Source organism: Pseudomonas sp. GD04058 (assembly GCF_029836855.1).
Lineage (GTDB): Bacteria > Pseudomonadota > Gammaproteobacteria > Pseudomonadales > Pseudomonadaceae > Aquipseudomonas > Aquipseudomonas bharatica.
The window spans coordinates 1-12859 of record NZ_JAOECN010000046.1 but is presented as its reverse complement, the minus strand read 5'-3'; the positions used below and the strand labels follow the sequence as shown (position 1 = coordinate 12859).

The following is a 12859-nucleotide window of genomic DNA, read 5'->3' as shown; positions in this document are numbered from 1 at the left end:
ATCAACGATTGACCAGGTTTGCGGGAACCCGGGACACCAGGAAGGCGCCAAACACCAGCACTGCGGTGATCAGGTACATCCCCACGGCATTGCTGCCCAGGGTGGTGGTTACCCAGCCGATCAGGTAGGGCGAGCAGAAACCTGCGAGGTTGGCGAAGCTGTTCACGGCTGCGATGCCCGCCGCGGCCGATACGCCGCCCAGCAGCGTGGTCGGCAGCATCCAGAAGAGTGACGAGGCCGAGAGAATGCCTGCCGCAGCCAGGCACAGGCTGAGGATCGACAGCGTCAGGCTGCTGCTCAGCGCTGCGGCGAGGCTCAGGCCCAGTGCACCGAACAGCATCGGAATCGCCAGGTGCCAGCGCCGCTCGCGGTGACGGTCGCCGCTTCGACCGGCAAGCAGCATTGCAACGATTGCGGTCATGTACGGGACGCTGGTCAGCAGACCGATATGCAGCGGTTCGCTTACTCCGGCGTTGCGCACCAGGGTGGGGAGCCAGAAGGTGATTGCGTACTGGCCCATTACCACGCAGAAGTAGATGCCGGCCAGCAGCCACAGGCGGCGATCCTTGATGAAGTCGCCGATGGAGCCATGCTTGACCTTGTGTTGCTCGTCCTCGGCCAGTTCCTGGCGGACCAGGGCCTTTTCTTCGTCCGTGAGCCAGTTGGCCTGGTCGACGCCATCCTTCAGATAGCTGAGCACCAGAATGCCGACCACGACGGTTGGAATGGCCTCGAGCACGAACATCCACTGCCAGCCCGTCCAGCCATGAACGCCGGCGAAGCGCTCCATGATCCAGCCCGACAATGGGCCTCCGATCATCCCCGACAGAGGGATGGCAATGAACCACAGCGCGGTCATTTTGGCGCGGCGGTAGGAGGGGAACCAATAGGTGAGATACAGCAGCAGCCCGGGGGCCAGGCCGGCCTCGGCGACGCCCAGCAGGAAGCGCAGCGCATAGAACTGCCAGGCGGTTTCGACGAAGGCGAACAGCGCCGAGATGATGCCCCAGGTAATCATGATCCTGGCGATCCAGCGGCGGGCACCGACCTTGTGCAGGATGATGTTGCTGGGCACTTCGCAGAGGAAGTAGCCGATGAAGAACATGCCGGCGCCGAGTCCGTACACAGCCTCGGACAGTGCCAGGTCGTCCATCATCTGCAGCTTTGCGAAGCCGACGTTGACCCGGTCCAGGTAGGCACAGAGGTAGCAGAGCATCAGGAAGGGCATCAGGCGCCAGGCCGTCTTGCGGTACGCGCTGCTGCGGGCAGCCGAAAGCGCATCCATCGTTAAGGTAGTCATGTCGATCTGATCTCTTGTTGTTATTGAGAGCCCGGCTTGGCCGGGCCCGGATACAGAGCGCAATCGAAATCAGTGGATCAGCATTCCACCGTTCACGTCCAGGGTGACACCGGTCAGGTAGCTGGACAGGTCACTGGCCAGGAAGAGGGCAGCATTGGCCACGTCGCGAGCTTCACCGAGCCGCCCCAGGGGAATGCCTTCGATGATCGCGTGACGTCGCTCATCCTGCATCAGCCCGCCAGTGATATCGGTGTGGATCAGGCCCGGGGTAATGGCGTTGACCCGGACGTTGTGCGGGCCCAGCTCCCGCGCCATGGCCTTGCCGAGGCCCAGCACGCCGGCCTTGGCAGCGCTGTAGTGAGGGCCGCCGAAGATGCCGCCGCCACGTTGCGCAGAAACGGAGGACATGCAGATGATGCTGCCGGCGCCTTGGTTGCGCATGCCTGGAATGACCGCCTGGGACATCAGCAGCGTGCCACGCAGGTTTACGTTGAGGATCCGGTCGTAGTCCGCACCGGTAATCTCCAGGGTCTTGACCGGCTGGGTAATGCCGGCGTTGTTGACCAGAACGTCGATGCGGCCGAAGCGCGCCAGAACCTCGGCCACGGCGTCACGAACCTGGGCTTCGTCGGCAACGTTGGCGCTCAGGCCAAGATGACCCTCGCCCAGGGCCGCAGCTGCTTCGGCTGCGGCGTTCGCATCGAGATCGAAAATCGCCACCTTGGCGCCATGGTCTGCGAACAGCTGCGCGGTGGCGCGGCCGATGCCGCGTGCAGAAGCGGCGCCGGTGACGATTGCGATTTTGCCAGTGAGTAGCATGAAGAGTGCTCCGATTGATTGTTTTTGTGAGCGGCAGTTCGCGGGGAACCGATGGCGTCAGAATCAACCCGGGGTGCTTGGCGAGCAACGCAGCGCCATTCAACTAATGCTGAAAAAAATTCAGGGGTGGGCAGGGGATTTTTTTCCGGTTTCCGATAGCATTGCGTGCAATCCGCAGAAATCGGGGCTTGCAATGATCGGCGACTCGAACAGGAAAATGCAGCAGATACCGCCGCTGAAATCGATTCAGGCCTTCGAGCAGGTGGCGCGGTTTGGAAACGTGGCCAAGGCGGCCGAACAGTTGAACCTGACCCCTTCGGCGGTCAGCCACCAGATTGCGAATCTGGAAGCGCTGATCGGCCGTGCCCTGTTTGTCAGGGAAGCCCGCGGCATGTCCCTGACGCCCGCTGGCGAACAGTACCAGCGGGAGATCTCCGGAATCCTGCAGAGCCTGGCGCTGGCCACCGAGCGGGCGGGGAGTGCCGTGGGCTTCGATTGCCTGCGACTGCATGCGGCGCCCAGCTTCGGTCTGCTCTGGCTGCTGCCGCGCCTTGATCACTTTCGCAGCTGTCATCCGGAGATTCAGATCAACCTGTCGTGTTCCTATGAAACACTCCATTTCGGCCGCCATCAGATCGATGTGGACATCCGCCACGGCTACCCTGACTGGCCAAGCCTGGAGGTGCGCACCATCCGTCACGAGCGTGCCACGGTGCTCGCGTCCCCCAGCCTTCTTGAGCGCATTCCCGTCAGCCAACCCAGCGATCTGCTCGGGCAGAACCTCATCCTCTCCGAAGCGGCATTGGTGCAGTGGCCGCAGTGGTTCGCCCAGCAGGGCGTGGCGCTTCCGCAAGCCCCGTTCGCGCTGGGCTTCGACCGCTCGTACATGAGCCTGGAGGCCGCCAGGCATGGCTTCGGTTTTGCCCTGGAAAGCTCGTTGCTGTCCCAGGACTATGTCAAACGCGGCGACCTGGTGCCGGTATTCCCCGCCGAATTGTCCACCCCCGTGAGCGCGCACCACCTGGTGTTCCCCAGGGGGCACGCGGAGATGTCCAGGGTGCGGCACTTCCTGGAGTGGGTGCAGGGTCAGTTAGGGCATGTGTTCAACTACTGAGGTTGGCAGTCAGGGCGAATATGAGGCAACCAGTCTGCTCGGAGGAAGCAACCAAGAATTACTTGCCGCGTCGCAGAAATATGCGGACGCATAGCACCCTTCTCCAAAGCACAACGCGTACCCTGTGGCGGGTAAACCCCCACAGGGTACGCGTCGTGCTTTGGATCACCCCGGAAACAGGAACGGACTGACCCCGCTGCGCCCGAAGCCCTGGCGCTCGACCTCGGCATCCAGCCCCAGTGTCGCCAGGTCGTCCGCCACCACCTCGAGGCCGCGCTCGTGCTCCGGGTAGAACACCTTGAGGTAACTACGGCATTCGCCACAGCTTTCTGCCTTCACCGGCGCCTTCGCATCCTCCAGCGACCAGTAATCCAGCCCGCCCGTGGCTTCGCAGTTGCTGCACTTGAGCCGCACCATATGCCAGCGACTTTCGCACAGACCGCAATGCAGGTAGCGCAATCCGGCCTGGGCGCCGGTGAGGATGCTGCTCGCCACCGGTGCGCTGGCGCATACCGGGCAGAACTGCCGCTCTTCACCCTGGACGATGCCCACCGCCGGCAGATGCGCCGCCAACTGGCTGAAGTACAACGATAGTGCCGACCAGATGAACAGCGCTTCACCACTGTGCACCTCGTGGAAGTCCCCGCGCAGCAGGGAGTCGGCGTAGGCCTCGAGTCGCCAGTCCTCTTCCTGCAGCAGTTCTTCCAGCGCCGGATGCTCGATGGTTTCGCCAAGCCCGCGCAGCAGCACCAGCCAGTGCCCGTGCCGCACATGCCGTCGGCAATCCAGCGGCGCGCCAGTTGCACCAAGCGATGCCGCCAGCCCGGCGAGCAAGGCCGGGGGCAGGGGCCTGTGCGTGAGCAACAGTTCCTGGCTTTCCACGATTCCGGCGACGAAGCCCAGGTAGTCCGCCATCGGATGCCTGACCGCCAATTCCCGCAAGCGCGCCGCCCGCCGCGCATGATTGCCCTCGCGCGGCGGCAACAACACCGGCGCGATAGCCCCGACCGCCGCCTGCCCGGCCCCCTGCGGCGTCATGCGAATACTGCTGGTCATTTGCTTTTCCCGTCCTGCCGGGCACTGATCTGCCGGTACCAGCGGCCATGGTGGGCCTTGGCCCAGCGATGGCTGACATAGCCGGTGACCATCCCGCGAATCGAGCCTTTGACCCAGAACGCCAGGTACGCATGCCCGATCACCAGCAGGATCAGGCCGACCCCGGCCAGGGCGTGTACCAGCAGGCCGATGCGGATAGCAGGAATGGAAAACAGCGGGGCGAAATAGGGCCGCCAGATCACCACGCCACTGACCAGCAGCAGGCTGATCAGGCCCATGATTCCCCAGAACATGACCTTCTGCCCGGCGTTGTACTTGCCGATCTGCAGCGCCGGTTCATGCTTGCCGGCAAGTACGCCGGGCAGGTTCCTGAACCAGAGGCGGTCCTGCGGCTCCGGCAGGTTGTAGCGCACGAAGCGGATGAACAGGAACATCAGCAGCAGGAACACCACCACGCCGAAGAACGGGTGGAGGATGCGGGCCATCTGCGGTGTGCCGAAGACGCCATTTAGACCGTTGAGCGAGGGGAAGAACCACGACAGCCCCGACAGCGCGACGGCCAGGAAGCAGATCACCATCAGCCAGTGGCTGGCGCGCTCGATGAAGCGCGTGCGCAGGATCATCCTGTCCTTGTTCATGCGTGGGTCTCCTCGTCTTTTTTCTCGTCCTCGTCCACTTCGTTTGGCCCGACGCCGACGTAGTGGAACATCGTTCCTGCCAGGGTGGCGAAGAAGGCCACAGCCGCCGCAGGCTTGAGCCAGCCTTTCCAGCCCTGCACCGCAGCGCTGATGCGCGGGTCGGTGGGCAGCTTGTGGTACAGGTGCGGCTTGTCGGCGTGCTGCAGCACGTACATCACATGGGTGCCGCCGACGCCTTGCGGGTCATACAGGCCGGCTCCGGCGAAACCGCGGCCCTTGAGCTCCTGGACGCGCCCGGCCGCCAGGTGCTGCATCTCGCTCTTGGCGCCGAAGTTGATCGCGCCGGTGGGGCAGGTCTTGACGCAGGCCGGCTCCTGGCCGACGGCTACGCGATCGACGCAAAGCGTGCATTTGTACGCCTTGTTGTCTTTCTGGCTGATCCGCGGCACGTCGAACGGACAGCCGGCGATGCAGTAGCCGCAGCCGATGCAGTGCTCGGACTGGAAATCGACGATGCCGTTGGCGTACTGGATGATCGCGCCCGGCTGCGGGCAGGCCTTGAGGCAGCCCGGGTCGGCACAGTGCATGCAGCCGTCCTTGCGAATCAGCCATTCGAGGCGACCGCTTTCGTTCTGTACTTCGTCGAAGCGCATCAGCGTCCAGGTTTCTGCCGACAGGTCGGCAGGGTTGTCGTAGACGCCGACGTTGTGGCCGACCTCGTCGCGCAGGTCGTTCCATTCGTTGCACGCCACCTGGCAGGCCTTGCAGCCGATGCAGATGCTCACGTCGATCAGCTTGGCGACCTCGGCCTGGTGGTTGCGTGCCTGCGGTGGCGGGGTCAGCGAGCTGGTGGCCGAGCGTTTGATGATGTCCTGGGATTGGTATGACATGAATGCTCCCTCAGACCTTTTCCACGTTCACGAGAAACGCCTTGTATTCAGGCGTGTGGGTATTGGAGTCGCCGACGCCCGGGGTCAGGGTGTTGGCCAGGAAGCCCTTGCGCGTGCTGCCTTCGTAGCCCCAGTGGCAGGGGATGCCGATGGTGTCCACTGCCTGGCCGTCGATGGTCAGGCGCTGGATGCGCTTGGTCACCACCGCCCTGGCCTTGATGTAGCCGCGCTGGGTGCTGACCTTGACCCGGTCGCCCTGGGCGATGCCTTTCTCGGCCGCGAGCGTTTCGCCGATCTCGATGAATTGCTCCGGCTGGATGATCGCGTTGAGCCGCGAGTGCTTGGTCCAGTGGCGGAACAGCTCGGTGATCGAGTAGGTGGTGGCGACGTAGGGGAAGTCCTCGCGCTTGCCCATCCGTGAGCGGTCGTGCGGGTAGATCCGTGCGGTCGGGCAGTAGGTCACGCCCGGGTGCAGCGGGTTGCTCGCCAGCGGGCTTTCGGTCGGCTCGTAGTGCTCGGGGAACGGCCCGTCGTTGAGGGCACCTACCGAGAACAGCCGGCCCACGCCTTCGGGCAGCATGATGAACGGGCTGGTGGCGGTGCCGGGGGCAATGGTCGGGGCAAAGTCGGGCACGTCGATGCCGCTCCAGCGCGCGCCGTCCCAGGCGATCAACTGGCGTTCCGGGTCCCACGGCTTGCCCGCCGGGTCCGCCGAGGCGCGGTTGTAGAGCACGCGGCGGTTCTGCGGCCAGGCCCAGGCCCAGCCAGGGGTGTTGCCCAGGCCCACGTCGGTGTTGTCGCGGCGGGCCATCTGGTTGCCCTGTTCGGTCCAGGAGCCGGCGAAGATCCAGTTGAAGCACACCGTGCTGCCATCGTCGCGCAACTGGCCGAAGTCGTTGAGCAACTGGCCCTTGCGCAGGATCAGGTTGCCCTGGTCGTCGTGCAGGTCGGCCAGGGCGCGGCCGTTGGACTCCTTGGCCACTTCCTCGGGCTTGGGATCGCGCGGGTCGGCGTAGTCCCAGGCCATGTTGAGGATCGGCGCAGGGTTGGCGCCGCCTTCCTTCTCGTACAGTTCGCGGATCTTCATGAACAGGTGGCCGAGGATCTTGCCGTCGTGCCAGGCCTCGCCGGGTGGCGCGGCGCCGGCCCAGTGCCATTGCAGCCAGCGCGAGGAGTTGACGATGGAGCCGTCTTCCTCGGCGAAGCAGGAGGAGGGCAGGCGGAACACTTCGGTCTGGATCGCCGCGGTATCGACGTCATGCTCCTCGCCGTGGTTCTTCCAGAAGCTCGAGGTCTCGGTGGCCAGCGGGTCGATGATGACCAGGAACTTGAGTTTCGCCAGTGCCTCCTGGGCCTTGTTCTTGTCCGGGAAGGCCGCCACCGGGTTGAAGCCCTGGGCGATGTAGCCGTTGACCTTGCCTTCGTACATGCGGTTGGTGAAGTTGATGACGTCGTAGCTGTCGTCCCACTTCGGCAGCCAGTCGAAGCCCCAATCGTTGTCCTTGGTGGCCTTGTCGCCCCAGAAGCTCTTCATCATGCTGACGAAGAATTTCGGGGTGTTCTTGTAGTAGTTGACCTGGTCGGCCTGCACCGCGCTCGGGGTGGTCTGCTTGAGGTAGGTGGCAAGGTCCGTCTGCGCATCGGACGGCAGGTTCATGTAGCCCGGCAGGCGCAGCGAGAGCAGGCCGAGGTCGGTATAGCCCTGGATGTTGGAGTGGCCGCGCAGGGCGTTGACGCCGCCGCCGGCCATGCCGATGTTGCCCAGCAGCAACTGGAGCATGCCCGCGCCGCGGATCATCTGCGCGCCGTTGGTGTGGTGGGTCCAGCCGAGGGCGTAGAGGAAGGTGGCGGTCTTGTCCGGGGCGCTGGTTTCGCCAATGATCGCGCAGATCTGCAGGAAGTCGTCCTGCGGGGTGCCGCAGACCTTGCTGACCATCTCCGGCGTATAGCGCGAGACGTGCTGCTTGAGCAGGTTCCACACGCAGCGCGGGTGGGCGAGGCTCGGGTCGCGCCTGGCGAAGCCGTTCTCGTCCAACTCGTAGTTCCACGAGGCGCGATCGTAACTGCGCTTGTCCGCGTCGTAGCCGCTGAACAGGCCTTCGTCGAAGCGGTAGTCCTCGCGCACGATCAGGCTGGCGTTGGTGTAGGCCCGCACGTACTCGTGCTGCACCTTATCGTGGCTGATCAGCCAGTTGACCATGCCCATCAGGAAGGTCACGTCGGAGCCGGCGCGGATCGGCGAATAGATATCCGCCACCGCGGCGCTGCGGTTGAAGCGCGGGTCTACCACGATGACCTTGGCGCCGTTGCGGATCTTCGCCTCGATCACCCACTTGAAGCCCACCGGGTGCGCTTCGGCGGGATTGCCACCCATGATCATGACCACGTTGGCGTTCTTGATATCGACCCAGTTGTTGGTCATGGCGCCGCGGCCGAAGGTCGGAGCCAGCGCCGCGACGGTCGGCGCATGGCAGACCCGGGCCTGGCTGTCGGTGCCGAGGATACCCAGGGCGCGGGTGAAGCGCTGGTCGAGGGAGCCGGTTTCGCTGCTGGCCGCCGAGGAGCAGAGCATGCCGGTGCTGAGCCAGCGGTTGACCGTGGTGCCCTTGGCGTTCTTCTCGATGAAGTTGGCGTCGCGGTCGTCCTTCATCAGGCGGGCGATGCGTTCGATGGCGTAGTCCCAGCTGACCCGCTGCCATTTGTCCGAGCCCGGGGCGCGGTATTCGGGGTACAACAGGCGCTGTTCGCTATGGATGTAGTCCACCAGGCCTGCGCCCTTGGGGCACAGCGAGCCGCGGCTGACCGGGTGATCCGGGTCGCCTTCGATATGGAAGATCCGCGCCTTGGCGTTCTTCGCGCCGTCGCCGAGGCTGTACATCAGCAGGCCGCAGCCCACCGAGCAGTAGGTGCAGTTGTTGCGGGTTTCCTTGGCCCGCAGCAGCTTGTACTGGCGCGACTGGGTCGCCTGCGCCATGCCCGGGGCAAAACCCAGGGTGGCACAGGTCGCGGTGGCGGCGCCCACGGTGCACAGTTTGAAGAACTGTCGTCTACCCAGTCCCATGATCATCTCCTTGTTACGGCCGGGCCGACGCGACAGCCGCGCACAGGCGTGCGCGCCGGTCAAAGCGGCGGGATCGGTCAGTGGTGTTCAGGCCAAAGCAGGCAGGAAAGGCGGCCCGGCCCATTCTTTCGAGGGCCTGGGCAACGCATTCGCGGGGAGTCTATGTCCATATCTTTTGTGTGACTAATCGAGTGTGACGATCAGTTGATCGACGTCATCTATTGGCACAAAAAAACAAGGGTTTTCGGGGCGGGCGGTGGCAGTGCTAAAGTCGCTCCTTTTTTGCGTCGAAGAGGTGAAACATGCGTAGTGCCCTGGCTTTGCTCGCCGCCACCCTGCTGGCGGGCTGCGCCTCGTCGGCGATGAACACAGCCCGTTCCGGCCAGCCGGACAGGATTATCAATTCGACCAAAGAAGCAGCCAAGGTCGCCGAATGCGTGCAGTTCAGCTGGCAGGACGAGGCGGTATTCGGCGTGGATGCCAGCGGCTACCTGGAGCGTACGGCCCAGGGCATCACCGTCTCGACCCGGGGTGGCGAGTATTTCACCGATATTTCGCCGTCGGGCAGCGGCAGCGTGATCAAGTTCTACGCGCAGAAGGACGATGCCCTGGCCCGGCGCCGTATGGCGGCTCTGGCTACCTGTCTGTAAACCCCGGCTTATACTCAGGCTGCGACACCGGCGGCATGCCGGTGTCGTCGCTTCGGTCGTCCTGGCCGGAGCGCGTTGATCGTTCCGCGGCAAACGGACAACCCGCCAGGAGGTGTCTTATGAGCCCGTATCAACGCCTGTTCATGATCGCCTCGCCAACCCTGCGCCATACCCCGGCCATGGAGCGTGCAGTGGCGATCGCCAGGGCCACCGACGCGGCCCTGCATATCGCGGTGTTTCTCGAAGAGGGTGACCTGCTCGGGCGCATGGCCGCGGGCACGGCGCTGCGCCAGGCGATGGAGCGGGACGCCTGGACCTGGCTGCGCGACGAGGCCGGGCAGTTGCGTCATGACGGCCTGGAGGTCAGTTGCGAAGTGCAGGTGAGCCGGCAGGTGATCCGCGACATGCTCGAGCATGTCGAAGACATGCAGCCCGACCTGGTGATCAAAGATGTGCATCACGAATCGGCCTTGCGCCGGGTTTTCCTCACGCCGCCGGACTGGCAGTTGCTGCGTGACTGCACGGCGCCGCTGCACCTGGTCAGCGATCTGCGTTGCCCATTGCCCAGGGTAGTGATCGCCGCGCTGGATACCCTGCACCCGGACAGCCAGCACACGCGGATCAACCAGCGGGTGATGGCGCAGGCCAGCGCCCTGGCGATCCAGTGCGAGGCCGAACTGCATCTGCTGCATGCCTGGGACGTGGCGCAGACCCGGGTCGCCGATTTCGGAGCGGGTGCGGTGACCATGCCGGGATTCAACCATGAAGTCAGGCGTTCGGCGCAATTGGCCTTCGAGCACCTGGCCCAGGCCCACGGTGTACCGGAAAGCCACCGGCACTTCGTCAGCGGGCCGGCGACGCTGGCGATCGCCGAGTACGCAGGCCAGCATCGGGCCGACGTGATCGTCATGGGCAGCAGCCAGCGCCGGGGGGCGGCGGGGCTGCTGGGCAGTACCACCGAGCATGTGCTGCAGCATCTGCCGTGCAATGTGCTGGCAGTGCGCGGGGAGCCGGAGGATTGAAGGGGGCTCCCGCAAGAAATGACCTTGCGGGAGCGGGCCTTAGCCGCGCAGTGGCGGGGTACGCGGCGGGATCATCCGGCGGTTGCCGGTCGCCTCGAACGCGGCACCCAGCTTCAGCAGGTTGGCATCGTCATAGGCCTTGCCGGCGAAGGTCAGGCCCACCGGCATGCCGATATCGGCCATCACGCCCATCGGTACGGTAACGGTCGGCACGCCCAGGTGACGGATCGCCAGGTTGCCGTTGGCGACCCAGACCCCGTTGCTCCAGGCGATGTCCGCCGACTCCGGGTTGACGTCGGCGTCCGCCGGGCCGACATCGGCCACGGTGGGGAACAGCACGGCGTCCAGGCCGTTCGCGTCCATCCAGTCTTCCAGGTCCAGCTTGCGGGTCGCCTCCAGGCCGCGCAGGCCGTCCGGCACGGTCGGGATCTCGTTCCACGGGGTGATGCCGCGTTCGGCCATCTTCACGTATTCGTCCATGCCGGCGGCAAGGTCGCCTTCGCGGTTGGGCAGGGTGCCCGGGTCGTGCGGGAAGATCTTCGGCCCGTCGACATCCACCAGGCGATTCAACTTCGGATCGCCGTTGGCCCGCAGGAAGTCGTCGAAGGCCCAGGCGGTCAGGTCCCAGAGTTCATGATGGAGAAACTCCTTGGAAACGATGCCGCGATTGAACACGGTCGGCGCGCCCGGACGGTCGCCCTCGCAGTTGGAGACCAGCGGGAAGTCCGTTTCGATCACCTCGGCACCAGCCGCTTCGAGGGCCTGGCGTGCCTGCTTCCACAACTCGATCACCGAGGCGCGGGTGTGGATGCGCTGGCCGGTCGGGCCGCCGATCCCGGGTGCCTCGGAAGTGCCCGCGGCTTCATCGGCATTGATGTACATGCGCGGCACGCCGAGGCGCTTGCCGGCCAGGGCGCTGCTGCCCACCGCCAGATCGGCATAGGACGCCGGGCGTACCGAGGCCACGCTCGGGATCGGCACCCAGGGCTGCAGGCGCCACAGGTCGCCGCGGGTGTCGGGGTCTTCGGCAACGACGACATCCAGCACTTCCAGCAGGTCGGCCATGCTCCGCGCATAAGGCACCACCACGTCCATGGTCGGCGTCAGCGGCCAGTTGCCGCGTACCGAAATCACCCCACGGGACGGGGTATAGGCACACAGGCCGTTGTTCGATGCCGGGCCACGACCGCTCGACCAGGTTTCCTCGGCCAGGCCGAAGGCGGAGAAGCTGGCGGCAGTGGCGGTACCGGCGCCGTTGGACGAGCCGGAAGCGAACGGGGCGGTCAGGTACGCGGCGTTGTACGGGCTTTCCGCACGGCCGTAGACACCGCGCTGCATTCCGCCGTTGGCCATGGGCGGCATATTGGTCTTGCCCAGGCAGATCGCCCCGGCGGCACGCAGGCGCTCGATGGTGAAGGCGTCACGGTAGGCCACCAGTTCAGCGAAGGCCGGGCTGCCGGAAGCGGCGGTCAAACCCTTGACCAGGTAGCTGTCCTTGGCGGTATAGGGAATACCGTCCAGCGGGCCGAGGGTTTCGCCACGGGCACGACGGGCATCGGAGGCTTCGGCTTCTTTCAGGGCCTCGGGATTGCGCACGACTACCGCGTTGAGCGCGGTGGCAGTGTCTGCGCCGTCGTAGGCATCGATCCGGGCAAGGTAGGCCTTGACCAGCTCGACCGCAGTGGTCTGGCCGGACTCGAGTGCGGCACGCAGTTGGGCAATGGAAACTTCGGTGACCTCGATCATGCAGCTTGCTCCGGTGGCTGACAGGTAACAGGGAAGAGGATTCCCTCACGCAGGGACATCACGCTTTTCAAATTGTTTTCTCGTTGGATACCCCGTTGTGCGGCTTTACACAACGGCTGGGCCTAAAGCGGGTGATATTTTTAACACTTGGCGATCAACAAGGGAATGGGGCGCGATGCAAACCCAATGATTTAGCAGATAGGCCGCACTGTACGTTGTGAGTGTGTCGAAAAATACGAACAGTCGATCGCCGTATGCCTGGGCATCGGAATCAAGAGAGGAGGGAGGAACTAGAAGAGAAAATGGCAGGGGCGGCTGGATTCGAACCAACGCATGGCAGGATCAAAACCTGCTGCCTTACCGCTTGGCGACGCCCCTGTTGCGACGGACAAAAGCTTGTCCTAATGCAGATCCCGCTGCTGGTCAACTGAGTGTCCGTCGCGGGATGGGCGGCAATTTAACAAGATTTGTTACGCCTGGGAAGTTTTTTTTCAGGGAAAAGCTTTTTTAAACAGCTACTTAGTTTTGTGAGGTGCTCGCCAACCCTTGGCTGCTGTGTTGAA

The 12859-nt window shown here is 64.4% G+C and carries 10 protein-coding genes and 1 tRNA gene; 3 read left to right on the top strand and 8 right to left on the bottom strand.

Translation table 11 applies throughout. The features are described 5' to 3' along the window. Position 1: 1 nt before the first annotated feature. Entirely contained in the window at positions 2 to 1300 is a 1299-nt protein-coding gene (locus N7650_RS24695; protein WP_037060767.1) for an MFS transporter, read from the bottom strand. 69 nt (positions 1301 to 1369) lie between these two features. Beyond that, entirely contained in the window at positions 1370 to 2119 is a 750-nt protein-coding gene (locus tag N7650_RS24690; protein WP_009401470.1) for an SDR family NAD(P)-dependent oxidoreductase, read from the bottom strand. A 193-nt stretch (positions 2120 to 2312) separates the two neighbouring features. Here N7650_RS24690 and N7650_RS24685 point away from each other — a divergent pair, with 193 nt between their 5' ends. Further along, positions 2313 to 3233, top strand: coding sequence for a LysR substrate-binding domain-containing protein (locus tag N7650_RS24685; RefSeq protein WP_009401471.1), 921 nt, complete (start codon positions 2313 to 2315; stop codon positions 3231 to 3233). Between the two features lie 165 nt (positions 3234 to 3398). On the opposite strand, the gene fdhE is transcribed toward N7650_RS24685, so the two are convergent. From fdhE to fdnG, 4 genes are read right to left on the bottom strand one after another with little or no spacing between them, the layout of a single operon-like run. Beyond that, positions 3399 to 4289, bottom strand: coding sequence for a formate dehydrogenase accessory protein FdhE (gene fdhE, locus N7650_RS24680; protein ID WP_009401472.1), 891 nt, complete (start codon positions 4287 to 4289; stop codon positions 3399 to 3401). After that, on the bottom strand, positions 4286 to 4927 hold the full coding sequence (locus N7650_RS24675; RefSeq protein ID WP_009401473.1) for a formate dehydrogenase subunit gamma: 642 nt from the start codon (positions 4925 to 4927) through the stop codon (positions 4286 to 4288). The genes fdhE and N7650_RS24675 overlap by 4 nt, the downstream gene beginning before the upstream one ends. Continuing rightward, entirely contained in the window at positions 4924 to 5817 is an 894-nt protein-coding gene (fdxH, locus tag N7650_RS24670; RefSeq protein WP_009401474.1) for a formate dehydrogenase subunit beta, read from the bottom strand. Before fdxH ends, N7650_RS24675 begins: the two co-directional genes overlap by 4 nt. A 10-nt stretch (positions 5818 to 5827) precedes the next feature. Then, positions 5828 to 8878: a formate dehydrogenase-N subunit alpha gene (fdnG, locus tag N7650_RS24665; RefSeq protein ID WP_009401475.1), complete on the bottom strand. Its 3051-nt coding sequence runs from the start codon at positions 8876 to 8878 to the stop codon at positions 5828 to 5830. Between the two features lie 302 nt (positions 8879 to 9180). Here fdnG and N7650_RS24660 point away from each other — a divergent pair, with 302 nt between their 5' ends. After that, the gene (locus tag N7650_RS24660; RefSeq protein WP_009401476.1) at positions 9181 to 9528 is read left to right on the top strand and encodes a hypothetical protein; all 348 of its coding nucleotides are present in this window, start codon (positions 9181 to 9183) and stop codon (positions 9526 to 9528) included. Between the two features lie 119 nt (positions 9529 to 9647). After that, complete coding sequence (locus N7650_RS24655; RefSeq protein ID WP_009401477.1) at positions 9648 to 10550, top strand: universal stress protein; 903 nt, start codon at positions 9648 to 9650, stop codon at positions 10548 to 10550. A gap of 39 nt (positions 10551 to 10589) precedes the next feature. Here the strand turns inward: N7650_RS24655 and N7650_RS24650 are convergent, their stop codons facing one another. Then, positions 10590 to 12296 (bottom strand): amidase, encoded by a 1707-nt coding sequence (locus N7650_RS24650; RefSeq protein WP_009401478.1) that lies wholly within the window; start codon positions 12294 to 12296, stop codon positions 10590 to 10592. A 303-nt stretch (positions 12297 to 12599) separates the two neighbouring features. Further along, positions 12600 to 12674, bottom strand: a tRNA-Gln gene (locus N7650_RS24645). Positions 12675 to 12859 lie beyond the last annotated feature (185 nt).